This window comes from Ensifer adhaerens, assembly GCF_002007205.1.
Lineage (GTDB): Bacteria > Pseudomonadota > Alphaproteobacteria > Rhizobiales > Rhizobiaceae > Ensifer > Ensifer adhaerens_D.
This window is the reverse complement of sequence record NZ_LAZS01000006.1, coordinates 316,657-333,736: the sequence shown is the minus strand read 5'-3', so window position 1 is coordinate 333,736 and position 17,080 is coordinate 316,657. Positions and strand designations below refer to the sequence as shown.

The 17,080-nt window shown below is 63.7% G+C and carries 17 protein-coding genes; 10 read left to right on the top strand and 7 right to left on the bottom strand.

What is annotated here, in order from left to right:
* Positions 1–112: 112 nt before the first annotated feature.
* The gene (locus XB14_RS14255; RefSeq protein WP_077962261.1) at positions 113–619 is read right to left on the bottom strand and encodes an NUDIX hydrolase; all 507 of its coding nucleotides are present in this window, start codon (positions 617–619) and stop codon (positions 113–115) included.
* Between the two features lie 311 nt (positions 620–930).
* Complete coding sequence (locus tag XB14_RS14250; RefSeq protein ID WP_077962260.1) at positions 931–1,719, bottom strand: FadR/GntR family transcriptional regulator; 789 nt, start codon at positions 1,717–1,719, stop codon at positions 931–933.
* Positions 1,720–2,042: 323 nt separating this feature from the next.
* On the opposite strand from XB14_RS14250, the gene XB14_RS14245 reads away from it, so the two are divergent.
* Positions 2,043–3,281, top strand: coding sequence for a DUF3422 family protein (locus XB14_RS14245; protein WP_419178596.1), 1,239 nt, complete (start codon positions 2,043–2,045; stop codon positions 3,279–3,281).
* Between the two features lie 24 nt (positions 3,282–3,305).
* Here the strand turns inward: XB14_RS14245 and XB14_RS14240 are convergent, their stop codons facing one another.
* Complete coding sequence (locus XB14_RS14240) at positions 3,306–4,202, bottom strand: LysR family transcriptional regulator (RefSeq protein ID WP_077962258.1); 897 nt, start codon at positions 4,200–4,202, stop codon at positions 3,306–3,308.
* A gap of 106 nt (positions 4,203–4,308) precedes the next feature.
* On the opposite strand from XB14_RS14240, the gene XB14_RS14235 reads away from it, so the two are divergent.
* Genes XB14_RS14235 through glcF form a run of 4 tightly spaced genes read left to right on the top strand, consistent with a single transcriptional unit; the run spans position 4,309 to position 8,763 of the window.
* Complete coding sequence (locus tag XB14_RS14235) at positions 4,309–5,748, top strand: FAD-linked oxidase C-terminal domain-containing protein (protein WP_077962257.1); 1,440 nt, start codon at positions 4,309–4,311, stop codon at positions 5,746–5,748.
* On the top strand, positions 5,745–6,956 hold the full coding sequence (gene glcE, locus XB14_RS14230) for a glycolate oxidase subunit GlcE (protein ID WP_077962256.1): 1,212 nt from the start codon (positions 5,745–5,747) through the stop codon (positions 6,954–6,956). The genes XB14_RS14235 and glcE overlap by 4 nt, the downstream gene beginning before the upstream one ends.
* 31 nt (positions 6,957–6,987) lie before the next feature.
* Positions 6,988–7,368, top strand: coding sequence for a DUF4870 family protein (locus tag XB14_RS14225; protein ID WP_077962255.1), 381 nt, complete (start codon positions 6,988–6,990; stop codon positions 7,366–7,368).
* 39 nt (positions 7,369–7,407) lie between these two features.
* Complete coding sequence (gene glcF, locus XB14_RS14220; protein ID WP_077962254.1) at positions 7,408–8,763, top strand: glycolate oxidase subunit GlcF; 1,356 nt, start codon at positions 7,408–7,410, stop codon at positions 8,761–8,763.
* 66 nt (positions 8,764–8,829) lie between these two features.
* Here the strand turns inward: glcF and XB14_RS14215 are convergent, their stop codons facing one another.
* Both XB14_RS14215 and XB14_RS14210 read right to left on the bottom strand, forming a co-directional pair.
* Positions 8,830–9,525 (bottom strand): L,D-transpeptidase, encoded by a 696-nt coding sequence (locus XB14_RS14215; protein WP_077962253.1) that lies wholly within the window; start codon positions 9,523–9,525, stop codon positions 8,830–8,832.
* Between the two features lie 191 nt (positions 9,526–9,716).
* Positions 9,717–10,490 (bottom strand): L,D-transpeptidase, encoded by a 774-nt coding sequence (locus XB14_RS14210; RefSeq protein ID WP_077962252.1) that lies wholly within the window; start codon positions 10,488–10,490, stop codon positions 9,717–9,719.
* 255 nt (positions 10,491–10,745) lie between these two features.
* On the opposite strand from XB14_RS14210, the gene XB14_RS14205 reads away from it, so the two are divergent.
* Positions 10,746–11,390 carry a DNA-3-methyladenine glycosylase I gene (locus XB14_RS14205; protein WP_077962251.1) on the top strand — a complete coding sequence of 215 codons (645 nt, stop codon included), beginning with the start codon at positions 10,746–10,748 and terminating at the stop codon, positions 11,388–11,390.
* A gap of 57 nt (positions 11,391–11,447) precedes the next feature.
* On the opposite strand, the gene XB14_RS14200 is transcribed toward XB14_RS14205, so the two are convergent.
* Together XB14_RS14200 and XB14_RS14195 are read right to left on the bottom strand one after the other, a co-directional pair.
* A complete protein-coding gene (locus tag XB14_RS14200; protein WP_077962250.1) occupies positions 11,448–11,834 on the bottom strand; it encodes a DUF305 domain-containing protein in 387 nt (128 codons plus the stop codon).
* A gap of 108 nt (positions 11,835–11,942) precedes the next feature.
* On the bottom strand, positions 11,943–12,371 hold the full coding sequence (locus XB14_RS14195; RefSeq protein ID WP_077962918.1) for a hypothetical protein: 429 nt from the start codon (positions 12,369–12,371) through the stop codon (positions 11,943–11,945).
* A gap of 439 nt (positions 12,372–12,810) precedes the next feature.
* Here XB14_RS14195 and hisS point away from each other — a divergent pair, with 439 nt between their 5' ends.
* The 4 genes from hisS to XB14_RS14175 all read left to right on the top strand — a co-directional run bounded on the left by hisS (position 12,811) and on the right by XB14_RS14175 (position 17,025).
* Positions 12,811–14,322 carry a histidine--tRNA ligase gene (gene hisS, locus XB14_RS14190; RefSeq protein WP_077962249.1) on the top strand — a complete coding sequence of 504 codons (1,512 nt, stop codon included), beginning with the start codon at positions 12,811–12,813 and terminating at the stop codon, positions 14,320–14,322.
* 5 nt (positions 14,323–14,327) lie between these two features.
* On the top strand, positions 14,328–15,470 hold the full coding sequence (locus XB14_RS14185; protein WP_077962248.1) for an ATP phosphoribosyltransferase regulatory subunit: 1,143 nt from the start codon (positions 14,328–14,330) through the stop codon (positions 15,468–15,470).
* Positions 15,467–16,162 carry an ATP phosphoribosyltransferase gene (gene hisG / locus XB14_RS14180; protein ID WP_077962247.1) on the top strand — a complete coding sequence of 232 codons (696 nt, stop codon included), beginning with the start codon at positions 15,467–15,469 and terminating at the stop codon, positions 16,160–16,162. Before XB14_RS14185 ends, hisG begins: the two co-directional genes overlap by 4 nt.
* 155 nt (positions 16,163–16,317) lie before the next feature.
* A complete protein-coding gene (locus XB14_RS14175) occupies positions 16,318–17,025 on the top strand; it encodes a glutathione binding-like protein (protein WP_077962246.1) in 708 nt (235 codons plus the stop codon).
* Positions 17,026–17,080 lie beyond the last annotated feature (55 nt).

Sequence of the window (17,080 nt, the reverse complement as noted above, 5' to 3'; positions counted from 1 at the left end):
GCCACTAAGGCCACAGCAACACGCATTCAAGGGGATTTGATGAGCATCGGTGCCGAACGTGGCGGGAACTCGCGTTCAGGCTCCCGATGGCATCGACAATTGCTTGGGAAGACTAGCCGTTCGCGGCCTTTGGCATCGGACCCGACGGCACATTCATGCGCTCGCCGAAGGCCATGATGAGGTCTTTCAGCGAAGGCTCGTCGACCCGCGAGGCCGCTTCCTTGTAGTCGACCCATTCGAGCTGCCGGCGCCCTTCCTCGGGGAAGTGCTTGCAGAGATCGTCGACTTCCAGCGCGTGGACCTGCACCTTGACCGAAATCTTGAGGCCGTGGTCCATGCGTTTCTGATAGAGATAGTAGCCGGCAGTCGCCTTCTGCACATGCCCCTTGACGCCGGCTTCCTCGTAGGCTTCGCGCTCCGCCACTTCATGGGCGCGCTTGCCCTGCATCGGCCATCCCTTGGGGATGACCCAGCGGCCGGTATCGCGGCTGGTGATCAGGAGGATTTCGAGGGCCTTGGTCTTCTTGCGGATCCGATAGCAGAGTGCGGCATACTGCATGCGCGCCGGGCGACGCAGCATCAATTGGACATCGGATGCGAGCCTGTTCAAGAAGTTCAAGGTCGTCTGTGCTCCTCTCGGCGAATCAGTGATCTTATTTGCTGTTCAAGCCAGTATGGCAGCGTCCTGTAGCGTGTAAATGTCGCGGCCATGCGGCAGCCGGATATGCAGCCTGCTTTCGGCAGAACTGTGGTCCGGATACGACAGGATATGGTGTTTTCGCGGCACGTTTACAAACCGTATGACAACCGTGCGTTGGTTTCAGATCACGATTGGTTGCCGCCTGGAACAGACCGAGATCACAAAGGCGATCGGTTGCGACGGGGAGCCGGCTATGAAGTGGTGCCGCAGCGGGGCGCAGGCGCGTCGTGTCAGCTCGCGCGGTCGCGCTGCTGCATGCGCAAACGGGCGATGCGGTTCCATTCGCCGGTGCGTTCCGCCTCGCGGGTAGCGGCGGCGACGAAGTCAATATGGCTCTGCGAAGCGGCCTTCGCCTGCGCCGGATCCCTTGCCATGATCGCCTCATAGATCGCTTCGTGCTGGGTAAGCAGCCGGTCGCGGGCCCCCGGCGCGTCGAACACCGAATTGCGATGGAAGAATATGCCCTGATGCAGCAGCCGGTAGCAGGCGCGCAGCGTGTGCAGCAGAATGATGTTGTGGGCGCTTTCGCCGATCGCCTGGTGCAGCTCGATATCGGCTTCGAGTTCGGCGTCGAAATCGCCGGCGGCATGCGCCTTGCGCATGCGCTCGATGATCCTCGTCAGGATGTCCCGGTCGTAATCCGTGGCGCGGGTGGCGGCCAGTTCCGCGGTCAGCCCCTCGAGCTCGCGTCGGTACTCGAGATAATCCTGGGTCGCCTTGTGATGGCGGGCGATGAGATCGATCAGCGGCCTGGAAAAAATCTGCCCGACGACGTCGGCAACGAAGGTCCCGCCGCCATGGCGGCTTTCGACAAGGCCACGCCCCTCAAGCTCCTTGAGCGCCTCGCGCAGAATCGGCCGCGACACGTCGAAACGCTTGGAGAGTTCCCGTTCGCCGGGCAGCCGGTCGCCGTCGCGCAAGACGCCTTCGAGGATCAAAAGCTCGATCTGCTGCACCACCTCGTCGGCCGTGCGGCTGTGGCTGATCCGGGCGAAAAGGTCGATCTGGTCTTCGGTCACGTCTGGTCTCCAGATCCCGAGGATTTCGGCCGGGTTCCTCCGAAATCGTCGCTGTGGTCGGGTTGCCTGCGGCAAGAGCGGTGGAAAGGGGAGCGAACGCAGCGTCTCATCCCATCAGGGCCGCAATCTAGGCAGGTCGCGCCAAGTGGTCAATTTGATTGTCCACTCGGCGGCGCCCGATTGGATACGACTGACAAAAGTCAAACTGCGGCAATGCGTCCTTTGTTCTTTTGCTCTTTCGGTTGATAAGAAAGTCGTGATGAACGCGTGAGGGGGACAAGCGCTTCGTGGCAAAGGGTAGTTTTGCATTTCCGGTGGCGCCGATGCGCGCCGTGGCCTTGGGCGAGGTCCATTCCCGCCCTTACGCGCTGGTGACCACGCCGCGGGTGATCTTTCAGCTTGCCTTCCTGACGGACGGCGGCTCGATCGTCGATCACGCCGTGCTGTCGGAGCTGACACGCGCACGCGGCATCGCCCCGCCCGGGCGTGACGCCAACCATCACGCCATGCCCTGGGGGCAGGGTACGCTGCGTTGGGAGCGCCATACCGAATTCTCCACCTATTTCTGGGACGCGCCGCCTCCGGAGCGGTTCGGCGGCGAGGTGCCGATCCATCCCTTCGGCGACGGCTTCTCGCCGCCGGGCTCGCTGATCTCGGGCATCCGGCTCGAAATCAGGCCGGATACGCCGGACACCCGCGAGGCGATCAAGCTCTTCGACCCGACCAGCCTCTGTTACAGCGAGACCAAGAACGGCCAGGCGGTGATCGTCACCGACTTCCGCCAGAACGGCGACGGCCTGACCCAGATCCTGGTGATCGACCGCGGCATGACCGAAGCCGGTACTGGCGCGCTCGTCCAGCGCCTGCTCGATATCGAAACCTACCGCACGCTGGCGATGATGGGCCTGCCGCTCGCGCAATCGCTGTCGCCGGAAATCCGCCGGACCGAGGACGGCCTGACAGGGATCACGCAGCGCATGAAGGAGAACGTGCGCGAGGAAGCCGACGACATGCTGGCCGAAATCACCCGGCTTGCCGCCGATCTCGAGGCCGGTGCGGCGCTCAGCCTCTATCGCTTCGGCGCGAGCCGCGCCTATTACGGCATCGTCCAGGAGCGCATTCGCACGCTCTCCGAAACGCCGCAGCCGGGCTACGAGACCATCGGCACCTTCCTCGAACGGCGCCTGGCGCCGGCCATGCGCACCTGCCAGTCGGTGGAGGAGCGCCAGGCCAACCTGTCGCGCAAGCTCGCTCGCGCCACCGCACTTCTTCGAAGCTGGGTCGATGTCGAACTGGAGCGGCAGAACAGTGCGCTTTTGAATTCGATGGACCGGCGCGCCAAGCTGCAGCTACGCCTGCAGCAGACGGTCGAAGGCCTGTCGGTCGCGGCGATCTCCTACTATGTCGTCGGACTGTTCGGTTATCTCGCCAAGGCGGTCAGCCATGAGCTGCCGATCGATCCAGGACTTTTGACCGGGCTCGCGGTCCCCTTTGCCGTTGCCGGCGTGTGGTTGATCGTGCGCCGTATCCGCCGCCATCATGAGGAAGGCGAACACAAGTAACTCTGAGCGCGGATCTCGATCCGCCTACTGCTCCCAGTAGGGGATCGGCCCGTAGAGTCCGGCCAGGTAGTCGATGAAGAGGCGCACCTTGGCCGGCAGGAACTGGCGGCTCGGATAGACCGCCGAAAGCGTTAGCTGCTTGGAGCCCTCCCATTGCGGCAGCACCTGTACCAGTTGGCCGCTGCGCAGTTCCGGGCCGATGTCCCAGGTGGAGCGCAGCGCAATGCCGGCCCCGGCGATGACGGCGGCGCGCACGATCTCCGAGGAGTTGGTAACGAGCGGCCCCTCCGGGTGCCACACCAGTGCGCCCTCCGGTCCTTCGAGCTTCCAGTTGTCGTTGTTGTGCGCCGGCAGGCAGAGGTGGTTGGCGAGGTCGCCGATCTCCTTCGGCGCGCCGTTGCGGGCGATGTAATCCGGCGAGGCGCAGAGCAGACGGCGCACGGGTGCCAGCTTCCTTGCTACGAGCGACGAGTCCACCAGTTCGCCGATCCGAACCGCCATGTCGAACCCGTCGGCGACGATGTCGGTGAACTCGTCCGTCAGCACGATGTGCAGCTTCAGGTCCGGATGGTCCTTCATGAATTTCGTCAGATGCGGTGCGATATGCATGCGGCCGAAGGAGGTGGGGGCGGATATGCGCAAAACCCCCATGGCATGGGAGGACCGGCCCGAGGCATAGGCCTCGGCCTCCTCGATTCCGGTCAGAATGCCGAGCACCCGATCGTAGAAGCCCTGACCCGCTTCCGTCAGCGAGATCTGGCGTGTCGTGCGCTGCAAAAGCCGCGTGCCGAGGCGATCTTCGAGCCTCTTGATACGCTTGGAGATCACAGCTGGGGAAAACCCCAGCGCCCGCCCCGCTGCCGACATACTGCCGGTGGAAACGACCCGTGCAAAAATCTCAAGATCGCCTAAATTCGTCATCAATCGTTGCCATTGTTTCCAAAACGGAAAAGCTCAATAGCATTTGCGAGGGCTCTGTCCTAGTGGTAAAGAAAATGAACCAATCCATGCGCGGCGGGAGGGACTGATGGCGGAGACAATCGGTTTTCTGCAACCGAAACAGGCTGTTATCACCCGGCGCCGCGAGATCGTCGCCGACCTCTCGGACCTCTTGCCCGAGGGCTGCCTGATCAGCGACGAGCGCGGCTTGAAGCCCTTCGAGACCGATGCCTTCATCGCCTATCGCCGCATGCCGCTCGCCGTCGCCCTGCCGGAGACGACAGAGCAGGTGGCCGCCCTTCTCAGATATTGCAGCCGCTACGGCGTTCCGGTCGTGCCGCGCGGCGCCGGCACCTCGCTTTCGGGTGGAGCCATCCCGCAGGAGGACGCGGTCGTCATCGGTCTCTCGAAAATGTCGCGCATTCTCGACATCGACCTTTTCAACCGCACGGCCACCGTCCAGGCGGGCGTTACCAACCTCAACATATCCGAGGCCGTTTCCGCCGACGGCTTCTTTTATGCGCCCGACCCGAGCTCGCAGCTTGCCTGCACGATCGGCGGCAACATCGGCATGAATTCCGGCGGCGCCCATTGCCTGAAATATGGCGTCACCACCAACAATCTGCTCGGCGTGAAGATGGTGCTGTTCGACGGCACCGTCGTCGAGCTCGGCGGCAAGGCGCTGGATGCGGCGGGCTATGATCTGCTCGGTCTCGTCTGCGGCTCCGAGGGCCAGCTCGGCATCGTTGCCGAGGCGACGGTGCGGCTGATCGCCAAGCCGGAGGGAGCCCGTCCGGTGCTTTTCGGTTTTTCCTCTTCGGAAGCGGCCGGCGCCTGCGTCGCCGATGTCATCGGTTCCGGCATCATCCCGGTCGCGATCGAGTTCATGGACAAGCCGGCGATCGAGATCTGCGAAGCCTTCGCCCATGCCGGCTACCCGCTCGATGTCGAGGCGCTCTTGATCGTCGAGGTCGAGGGCTCCGAGCCGGAGATGGATGCGATGCTCGCCAGCATCGTCGCGGTCGCACGCCGCCATGGGGTGGCGACGATCAAGGAATGCCAGACGGCCATGGAAGCGGCGGCGATCTGGAAGGGCCGGAAATCCGCCTTCGGCGCCACCGGTCGCATCGCCGACTATATCTGCATGGATGGCACCGTGCCTCTCAGCCAGCTGTCGCATGTGCTCGCCCGCACCGGCGAGATCGTCGCCAGCTACGGCCTTCGCGTCGCCAATGTGTTCCACGCTGGCGACGGCAACATGCATCCGCTGATCCTCTACAACATCAACGACCCCGACGATGCGGCGCGCGCCGAGGCCGCCGGCAACGATATCCTGAAGCTCTGCGTCGATGCCGGCGGCTGCCTGACCGGCGAACACGGCGTCGGTATCGAAAAGCGCGACCTCATGCTGCATCAATACACACAGACCGACCTCGACCAGCAGATGGCGGCGCGTGCCGCCTTCGATCCGCAATGGATCCTGAACCCGTCCAAGGTCTTCCCGCTCGAAGGGCGTCCCGCCGCATGATCGTGCATTTCGAACCGGCCAGCGAAGAGGGGATTGCGACCGTCGTTCGCGCGATGGCGGCAGACAGGGCCTCGCTCGCGGTGATCGGCGGCAACACGCGCGCCGGCCTCGGCAATCCCGTGCGCGCCGACCGGGTGCTGTCGACGCGCCGCTTGTCGGGCATCGTCAGCTACAATCCCGCCGAGATGACGATCACCGCGCTTGCGGGGACGCCGCTGCGCGAGATCGAGGCGGCGCTCGCCGAAAACCGGCAGATGCTCGCCTTCGAACCCATGGACCATCGGCCGATTTTCGGCTCGTCGGGAGAACCGACGATCGGCGGGGTCTTTGCCGCCAATGTGTCCGGCCCCAGGCGCTACGTCTCAGGGGCCGCTCGCGACAGCCTGCTCGGCGTGCGCTTCGTCAACGGCGGGGGCGAGGCGATCAAGGCCGGCGGTCGGGTGATGAAGAACGTCACCGGCCTCGATCTGGCCAAGCTTCTGGCCGGCTCGCACGGCACGCTCGGCATCCTCACCGAAGTCACCTTCCGCGTGCTGCCGCTGCCGCCGGCGGCCGAGACCATTGTGGTCTCCGGCCTCAACGATGCCGAAGCCGCGGCCGTCATGGCCGAGGCGATGGCGCAGACGGTGGAAGTTTCCGGTGCCGCGCATCTGCCGGAAAGCGTGCGTGGACGGTTCCTCGAAGGCAGTCTTCCGGACGGCGCCGCGACGGTCCTCAGGCTCGAAGGGCTGGAGGCGTCGGTCGCGCTCCGGGCCGATAAGCTGGCGAAGGCGGTCGGCCGCTTCGGTGCGGTGACGCGGCTCGATGCGTCGCAGACATCGACGCTCTGGGCTGAAATTCGCGACGTCAAACCCTATGCCGACGGTACGAAGAAGCCGCTCTGGCGCGTGTCCGTCGCCCCGTCGCTCGGCCATCAGCTGGTGGCGGCGCTCCGGCTGCAGACCGGGGTCGACGCCTTCTACGACTGGCAGGGTGGCCTCGTCTGGCTGCGCATGGAGGCCGATCCCGAAGCGGAGCTCGTGCGCCGCTACATCAAGGTTCTCGGCGGCGGCCACGCGACCCTCGTCAGGGCGGAGGACGCCTATCGCGCCGCCATTCCTTCGTTTGAACCACAACCCTTGGCCGTGGCACAATTGAGCGAGCGCGTCCGCGCGAAGTTCGATCCGCACCGGATCTTCAATCCCGGCCGCATGGCCGCGATTTCCTGAGCGCCTGCGCAAGGGAACAGGAGAAACAAGCATGAGCGACAAAGGTCCGCAGACGCCGTTCTCCCGGGAGACCGATCGCTGGCTGGAACCGGGCAAGATCAATGTGCAGGTGATCTATGTCCTTTATCTCGTCGGCTTTGCCGTGGGGATCACGCCGATCATCGGCGTGGTCATGGCCTATCTCAATCGCGGCAAGGGCGCGCCCTGGGTCCAGACGCACTATGTCTGGGCGATCCGGACCTTTTGGATCTCGCTGTTGTTCCTGTTGATCTCGCTGTTGCTGACGGTGGTGCTGGTCGGCATCCTTGGCTTCATCGCCACCGCCGTCTGGATCGTCGTGCGCTGCGTCGTCGGCCTGCAGAGGGCGGCGCGCGAAGAGCCGATCACCAACCCTGAAAGCTGGATGGTCTAGGCCGCCAGGTAGCAGGAGACGGCGGAAGTCGAAATCAGAATGTTGCATCGACCGAGGCGCGCTGCGCCCGGTTCCGCAGACGAAGAGTGGAGTTCGCACTTGCAGACCAATTTCACCCCCGCGCAGCTCGCCGATCCGCATGTGGCCGAATCCGAGGCCATCCTGCGCAAGTGCGTGCATTGCGGCTTCTGCACCGCGACCTGTCCCACCTATGTGACGCTCGGCGACGAGCTCGATAGCCCGCGCGGGCGCATCTACCTCATCAAGGACATGCTGGAGAACGACAGGGCGGCCGACAAGGAAACGGTCACCCATATCGACCGCTGTCTGTCGTGCCTGGCCTGCACCACCACCTGTCCCTCCGGGGTCGATTACATGCACCTCGTCGACCATGCGCGCGTGCATATCGAAAAGACCTATAGGCGGCCGTTCAAGGACCGGCTGGTGCGTTCGGTGCTCGCGGCAGTGCTGCCCTATCCCCAGCGGTTCCGCCTGTCGCTGAAGGCGGCCGGTCTTGCCCGGCCCTTCGCGGGGCTGATGAAGCGCATGCCGCTGCTGAAAACCTTTGGCGTGATGCTCGATCTGGCGCCGGGCTCGGTGCCGGAGCCCTCGGCTTCGGCCATCCCCGGCGTTCATTCGCCCAAGAACAAACGTGTCGGCCGGGTGGCGCTTCTTTCCGGCTGTGCCCAGCCGGTGCTGAAGCCGGAGATCAACGAGGCGACGATCAGACTGCTGACGCGCTTCGGCGTCGAGGTGGTCGTCTCGAGCGGGGAAGGCTGCTGTGGCGCCCTGGTGCATCACATGGGGCGCGAGAACCAGGCGCTCGAAGCCGCCCGCCGCAATGTCGATGCCTGGCTCAAGGTTGCCGACGAGGGTGGGCTGGATGCCATCGTCATTACCGCTTCGGGCTGCGGCACGACGATCAAGGACTACGGCCACATGCTCAGGCTCGATCCTGACTATGCGGAAAAGGCTGCGCGGGTCTCTGCACTGGCAAAAGACATCACCGAGTATCTGGCGACCCTCGACCTGCCCGAACAGGAGGCGCGGGGCATGACGCTCGCCTATCATTCCGCCTGCTCGATGCAGCACGGCCAGAAGATCACAACAGCGCCGAAGCAGCTTCTGAAGCGTGCCGGTTTTCTTGTCCGCGATCCGGCCGAAGGGCACCTCTGTTGCGGTTCGGCCGGAACCTACAACATCCTGCAGCCGGAAATCTCGGCGAAGCTGAAGGCCCGCAAGGTCAGGAATATCGAGGCGACCAAGCCCGATGCGATCGCGACCGGCAATATCGGCTGCATCACCCAGATCGCCAGCGGCACCAAAATCCCCATCCTGCATACGGTCGAATTGCTCGACTGGGCCTATGGCGGGGCGAAGCCTGAGGGGCTCTGAAGCAAACGAAAAGGCCGGCCACCTTTCGGGAGCCGGCCTTTTTCATTGGATCGGTATTCCAGCGTATCAGCCGCCAAAGATCTGGCGGAAAATATCGACGCCGCGATCGTCGAAATAGGTATCGCCGGCCTTGCTGCCGGGGCCGATGACGATGACCTTGGTGCCGACGTCGGCGCGGTCGTAGAGATGCTCCACGTCCTCGTTCATCATGCGGATGCAGCCGGACGACATGTTCTGGCCGATGGTCCAGGGCTGGTTGGTGCCGTGGATACGGAAGATCGTGTCGCGGCCGCCCTTGTAGAGATACATGGCGCGGGCGCCGAGCGGGTTGTCGATGCCGCCTTCCTGGGTGATCGGCAGGATGCGGCCCTTGGCGGCCTCGCGGCGGCGCATTTCCGCCGGCGGCGTCCAGGTCGGCCATTCGGCCTTGCGGCCAACCTTCACGACACCCGACCAGCCGAAGCCGTCACGGCCGACGCCGATGCCGTAGCGCGTCGCGCGGTTCGGGCCGTCGATGTAGTAGAGAAACTTGTTGTTGGTATCGACGATGATCGTGCCGGGGGCTTCGTCGGTGCGGAAGCGAACCTTGGTGCGCCAGTATTGTTTTGCCGGCTTCTTCGGAGTGGCCACGAGTACAATGTCTGACGACTGGACCTTGGGGCCTGCGACCGGTGCCGGCGTGAAAGCCGAGGCGCTGGCGGCCACAAGAATAGTGCTGGTCGCAAGCGCGATTGCGACCACTTTGCTGGCATGACGCTTCATTTACGATTCCCTCTAAACCCTCGTTGCAGGCAGGCTATGCAAAACGCATCGAAGTTCAAGCCCGCGATACATCCGGTAGATCAAACGTGATCACAAAACTTGCCTGTCCTTACGCTGCTGTTGCCTGAAAATCACGCATAGGCAACAGCAACACGGGTGAGGAGAGGGGAATATTCTATGCAGTGCTGCAATTAGATGACGATAACCTTCGTGCCCACTTTCACGCGCTCGTAAAGATCGACAACGTCTTCGTTGCGCATGCGGATGCAGCCGGAGGAAACGGCATAGCCGATCGTCCAGGGCGCGTTGGTGCCGTGGATGCGGTAGAGCGTCGAGCCGAGATACATGGCGCGTGCGCCGAGCGGATTTTCCGGGCCGCCGTCCATGCGCGCCGGCAGGTAATGGCCCTTGGCCGCCTCGCGGGTGATCATCTCCTGCGGCGGCGTCCAGCTCGGCCATTCCGCCTTGCGGGTGACCTTGTGGGCGCCGGCCCATTCGAAGCCCGGCTTGCCGACACCGACGCCATAGCGCCGTGCCTCACCGTTGCCGGTCACCAGATAGAGGAAGCGGTTGTTGGTATCGATGACGATCGTGCCCGGCTTTTCCTTGCTCTCATAGGCGACCGTCTGCGGCAGGTACTGCGGGTCGAATTTCGATTTCACCGGCCGCTGGGCGCGCATGGCATTGGCGGGCTGGATCAGCGGATTGACGGCGCGGCGCTTGACCTGGGGTTTCGCGACCTGTCCCTGCTGATAATACTGTTTTCGGGTGGCCTGCGGAATCTGCTGCCGGTAGATCACCTGCCGCGCCCGGGGCTGCTGCCCGCCGAGCTGCATCACCCAGGGGGCGGTGAGGTCGGGACTGACGACGACGGGCGGCCTGTTCTGATACCGGTCCTGTGCTGCGGCCGGGCCGGCCACGAGGGTCAGAAGAGAGGCGGCTATAAGAAGAGAATTTTTCAACATCGGACGGACTCGCTACCTTTCGCCGAAAATCACTGAAGGGGGCGCAGTCTGCCGGTGAGCGGAACGCTCGAACGGACGGTTTGCGCCTTGGCAATGGCGCGATCGTGTCATTTGGAGGGCGACGGAATAGTAAATGGCGCCTCGCTAAAAGGCGGCGGCGCCGATAAAGCTTTGGGTAGGGTTATCCGCTGCTTTAGGAATCTGGTTTGCAAATGGTAAAGGCAGGAAAATGAGCAGGATGGAGCAAAGAGGGCAATGACGGCCAAGGGCATTGTGATCGGTGAGGACGGATTTCTGCGCTGCGCCTGGCAGGGCAATCTCGACGATTATCGTCGCTATCACGACGAGGAATGGGGGCGTCCCGTCACCGACGACCGCCGGCTCTTCGAGAAGATCTGCCTGGAAGGCTTCCAGTCCGGCCTGTCGTGGCTGACGATCCTGCGCAAGCGGGAGGCGTTTCGCGCCGCCTTTGCCGGCTTCGATTTCGACGCGGTCGCAAAGTTCGGCGACGCGGATATCGAACGCTGCCTTGCCGATACCGGCATCGTGCGCCACTGCGGCAAGATCGTCTCGACGATCAACAATGCCCGTCGCGCCCAGGACTTGAGGCAAGAGTTCGGTTCGCTGGCGGCCTATTTCTGGTCCTTTGAGCCCCAGGCGGCCGAGCGTCCGCATGTGGTGACCTATGAGACGATCGTCGCCAATCCGACGACGCCGACCTCGACCCGCATCTCCAAGGATCTGAAGAAGCGCGGCTGGACCTTCGTCGGCCCGACGACGGTCTACGCCTTCATGCAGGCCATGGGCCTCGTCAACGATCACATCGAAGGCTGCCATTGCCGGGCGGTCGTCGAGGAACTGCGCGGCAAGCTTGCAAGGCCCCGGGCTCGCGTTGCCTGATGGGCGATCCGTCGCCGGCTTGGCGACGGTGTTTCCTGGCGGCGGAGAGATTGCGGTTTAGCCGCCGTTCTTGGCGAGCCACTCCTTCATCGTCCTGATCTCGCCTTCCTGCGCCTTGATGACGTCCTCAGCCAGCTTGCGCAGGGTTTCATCCTTGCCGTATTCGAGTTCCACCTTGGCCATGTCGATCGCGCCCTGATGGTGGGCGATCATGCCGCGCACGAAGTCGATATCCGCCTTGCCGGTGTAGGTGATGTCCATGTCCTTGTGCATGCGGGCATTGGCTTCGGCAAAGGCCTTGCTCGAAGCCGAGCTGTCGCCTTTCGGCGCCGCGGCCTCGGTCGCCCCATGGTGCATGCTGCCGTGCCCGGTGTCTTCGGCCATTGCGGGAAAGCCGAGGCAGGCGGAAAGCGCGAGTGCGGCGATCAGCGGTTTCAGCGACATGGTGTTTCCTTCCTTATCTGATGTCTCGCGCCAAGAGGCCGGCCGTGGCCGGCTCCTTGGCACTCCATCAATCTAGGGAAGGGGTGGCTGCGGATTCAACCCGTCCGTTCAGGCGTCAAGCGCCGGACGCTCGCGCGGAAAGGCGAAAATGCCCTGCAGCATGTTTTCGCCGGTGGACGCGTCGAGCAGCGACCGGCCGACGCAGAAGAGCTGTGCCGCCTTCAAGGCTGGCGACCGCACGAGCGCCGTGAAGCAGAACGACGATGGCGACGCGGTTGCCTGCTCGAGGATGTTGAGCACGGTCGCGCGATCCCGGCCGTCATAGGCGCGCACCAGATCGACGATACCGCAGGATTGGGTGGAAGCGCCAAGCAGGGCGGCGGTTCGCTGGCCGAGATGAAAGACGCCGCTGGCCAGATCGCAGCGCCATGTCTCGACGAAATAGTCGCTTTCATCGAGGTGGTCCATCCAGGCCGAATGCGCCCCGAGATGCCCGGGTTGGATGGCTCCCGAGCCAGGTGTCATGAACCTCAACATGATGCCCTTCTTCTCGCCGCACGGACGCGATGTCTCGTCGGCGGAGTCCGTCACTGCCGCAAGGCGGTTCGATGCGTTGTTTGCCATTGGAGTGCTTCCGGATGCAGTCATTGCATTGAGAACTCGTTTGCGGGTATTCGGTCCTTAGCCGCGAAGATAGCCGATCACCGGTGTGGGCGGAACGTCATCGATCGGGCAGGTGATAAACTTTTAGTGATTGTATATCGCCTAATGCGTCTTATGGTTGAGGTCAAGTCCTCGCTGGTGCGTCGCGATGCGATGCGTAGATCCCGACGACGTGAAGTCCATCCGCGTCCGGCTTGAGCGCAAAGCTCCTGCGTATGGCCCGGGCGAACGGTTTGCACGGTGCAAACCCTTGCCGCCCCCCACTTGATCCGATAGGGAAAGCAGCCAACACGAGACAGTCCGGAATGCTCCCATGACCGAGAAACAGAAGAAACCGCAGAAGCTCAAGGCGCGTCTTCCGCGCGGCTTCGTCGATCGCTCCGCCGCCGATATCCGTGCGACGGACGAAATGATCGGCAAGATCCGGGCGGTCTACGAGCACTATGGTTTCGATCCGGTCGAAACGCCGCTGTTCGAATATACCGACGCGCTCGGCAAGTTCCTGCCCGACAGCGACCGGCCGAACGAGGGCGTCTTTTCGCTGACGGACGACGACGACCAGTGGATGTCGCTGCGCTACGACCTGACCGCGCCGCTCGCCCGTCACGTCGCCGAGAACTTCAACGAGATCCAACTGCCGTTCCGCACCTATCGCGCCGGCCATGTCTTCCGCAACGAGAAGCCGGGACCGGGCCGCTTCCGCCAGTTCATGCAGTTCGATGCCGATACGGTCGGTGCCGCCGGCGTCCAGGCGGATGCCGAAATGTGCATGATGATGGCCGACACCATGGAAGCCCTTGGCATCGCGCGTGGTGACTACGTGATCCGCGTTAACAACCGCAAGGTTCTCGACGGCGTCATGGAGGCGATCGGCCTTGGCGGCGACGACAAGGTCAATGCCCGCCTGACGGTGCTGCGCGCCATCGACAAGCTCGACAAGTTCGGCCCAGAAGGCGTCCGGCTCTTGCTCGGCGAAGGCCGCAAGGATGAGAGCGGCGACTTCACCAAGGGCGCTGGCCTCAGCCCCGAGCAGATCGACAAGGTGCTCTTCTTCGTCGGCATCAAGGACTATGCGGAAAGCGCCGCCGATCTCGCAGCCCTCGTCACCGGTACGTCCAAGGGCGGCGAAGGCGTCGAGGAACTGAACACGATCCGCAGCCTCGTCTTGAGCGCCGGCTACGAGGCCGACCGCATCAAGATCGATCCTTCGGTCGTTCGTGGTCTCGAGTATTACACCGGCCCGGTCTTCGAGGCCGAACTGCAGTTTGCCGTCACCAACGAGAAGGGCGAGAAGGTCGTCTTCGGTTCGGTTGGCGGCGGTGGACGCTACGACGGTCTCGTTTCGCGCTTCATGGGTCAGCCGGTGCCGGCAACCGGCTTCTCGATCGGCGTTTCCCGCCTGATGACGGCGCTGAAAAATCTCGGCAAGCTCGGTGCCTCGGATGTGCTCGCCCCTGTTGTCGTCTGCGTCATGGACCGCGACATCGACAGCATGGGCCACTACCAGCGTTTCGTGCAGCAGCTGCGCCATGCCGGCATCCGCGCTGAAATGTACCAGGGCAACAAGAAGAACTTTGGCGACCAGCTGAAATATGCCGACCGCCGCGGCTCGCCGCTCGCCATCATCCAGGGCGGCGATGAGCGCGCTGCCGGCCTCGTGCAGATCAAGGATCTGATCGAGGGCAAGCGCCTGTCGGGTGAGATCGAGGACAATGCGGCCTGGCGCGAAGCGCGTGTGGCCCAGGTTTCCGTGCCCACGGCCGAACTGGTCGAGAAGGTGCGTGAGATGCTGGCCGCACAGGCCGAGGATCGGGCAAGGGGCTGACGGTCATGGCCCTCATCAACCTGCCTGTCTTTGCCGACGAACTGCTTGCCGACTTCGAAAGCCTCGGCACCCTGCGCGTCGACACCCCGGTGATCCAGCCGGCCGAGCCGTTCCTCGCCATGGCCGGCGAGGATCTGCGGCGCCGGATCTTCATGACCGAGAGCGAGACCGGCGAGAGCCTCTGCCTGCGCCCCGAATTCACCATTCCCGTCTGCCTGCGCCATATCGAGGCGGTCACCGGCACGCCCAAGCGCTACGCCTATCTCGGTGAGGTCTTCCGCCAGCGCCGCGAAGGCGGCAACGAGTTCTACCAGGCCGGCATCGAGGACCTTGGCGATACCGACACGGCGGCAGCCGATGCGCGCGCCGTTTCAGACGCGATGCGCATCGTCGCCAACCGGCTGCCGGGCCGGCACCTCAGCGTGACGCTTGGCGACCAAGCCGTGTTCGAAGCCGTTGTCGGCGCTTGCGGTCTGCCCGCCGGCTGGCAGAAGCGGCTGATCCACGCCTTCGGCGACCAGAAGCATCTGCAGAAGCTCTTGACCGAACTGGCGCATCCGCGGACGGTCGGCGTCTTCGGTCCCGAAGTGGTACGGCTGTCGATGGATGGCCTGCTTGAGGACGAGGACCGTCTCGTCGCTCATGTCGCCGCAACGATGGAAGCGACCGGCTACTCGACCAATGCCAGCCGCTCGCCTGAGGACATCGCGCGCCGGCTGAAGGAGAAGATGGAACTGGCGAACACGCGGCTCGACCGCAGGACGCTGGATCACGTCGCCGCGTTCCTGGCGCTCGACGTACCGCTTGCCGATGCACCCGCCGCACTCTTCGCCTTCGCGCAGAAATCCGGCCTCAAGATCGATGATGCGCTTACCCGCTTCGATGCCCGTGTCTCGGCACTTTCCAAGACCGGTGCCGAGATCGGCGCCATTCGCTATCGTTCGGCTTTCGGTCGTCCGCTCGACTATTACACCGGCCTCGTTTTCGAGGTCGAGCTTGCCGGCTCGCATGCTGTTCTCGCCGGCGGCGGCCGCTTCGACCGGCTGCTGACCCTGCTCGGCGCCCGCGAGCATATCCCGGCCGTCGGCTTCTCGCTCTGGCTCGACCGCATCGAAAAGGCGATTGCCTCTGAAGGGGGCGCTCAATGACCATCACCATCGCGCTGCCGTCCAAGGGGCGGATGAAGGATGACGCTTCGGCGATTTTCGAACGCGCCGGAATGAAGATCGTCGCCGTCGGCAACGACCGTTCCTATCGCGGCCGGGTCGAAGGCGCCGACGATGTGGAGATCGCGTTCCTCTCGGCGTCGGAAATTTCGCGCGAACTCGGCAACGGCTCGATCGATTTCGGCGTTACCGGCGAGGATCTGGTGCGTGAAGGGCTTGCCAATGCGGATGCCCGCGTCGAGTTCTGTGCCCGCCTCGGCTTTGGCCATGCCGATGTCGTCGTCGCCGTGCCGGAGGTCTGGTACGACGTCGACACCATGGCCGACCTCGGCGACGTCGCCGCCGATTTCCGCGCCCGCCATGGCCGCCGTCTGGCGATCGCCACCAAATACTGGCGGCTGACGCAGAACCATTTCTCGGGCAGCCACGGCATCCAGCTCTACCGCATCGTCGAGAGCCTCGGCGCCACCGAGGGAGCACCGGCGTCCGGGTCGGCCGACATCATCGTCGACATCACTTCGACCGGTTCGACACTGAAGGCAAATCATCTGAAGATCCTGACCGACGGCGTGATCCTGCGTTCCGAGGCCTGCCTGGTGCGGGCACGTAAGGCGGCCCATGACGGTGATCCGGTCGTGGCAAGGATTATCGCGGCCGTTCGTGGCGTTGTCTGACGCTGCGAACGGGGCAGGGCAGGTTTCGGCGTGTCTGGTGGCCATGCGGTTACAAAAATAAAGTAGGGCCCTCAAAAGGCGAGCCCTCCGCTCCTATGTAAGTCATGCGCACGGCGTCCTTGCCGTATCCCGCTGTTCCGTTCCAGGAGACCTTCATGGCCGATCTGTCCGCCTTTCCGATCACCAAGCGTTGGCCGGCGAAAAACCCTGACATCATCCAGCTGTATTCGCTGCCGACGCCGAACGGCGTGAAGGTTTCGATCGCGCTCGAAGAGCTGGGCCTGCCCTACGAACCGCACCGCATCGCCTTTGACACCAATGATCAGAAATCGCCGGAGTTCGTCTCGCTCAACCCGAACGGTCGCATTCCCGCGATCATCGACCCCAACGGTCCGGATGGAAAGCCGATCGGTCTGTTCGAGTCCGGGGCGATCCTGATCTATCTGGCCGAAAAGACCGGCAAGCTGCTGCCGGTCGATGCGGCGGCTCGCTACGAGACGATCTCCTGGGTTATGTTCCAGATGGGCGGCGTCGGCCCGATGTTCGGCCAGTTTGGCCATTTCTTCAAGTTTGCCGCCGACAAGGTCGCCAACAATTCCTATCCCGTCGAGCGCTACCGCGACGAGGCGAGGCGTCTGCTTGGCGTACTCGAAGCGCGCCTCGAAGGACGGCAATGGCTGATGGGCGACGACTACACGATCGCCGACATCGCCACCTACCCTTGGGTCGAAGGCGCCCGCCGGTTTTATGGTGGCGCCGAGGTGCTCGACTACAAGAGCTTTCCGAACGTGATGGCCTGGGTCGAGCGCGGCCTGTCGCGTCCGGCGGCTCTAAAGGACATGGACGTGCCGTGCAAGGAATAGCAATCCTTGTTGCCCTGTGCCTGAGTTGACGAAGCGCAGGCGCAAGGCTAGGCCT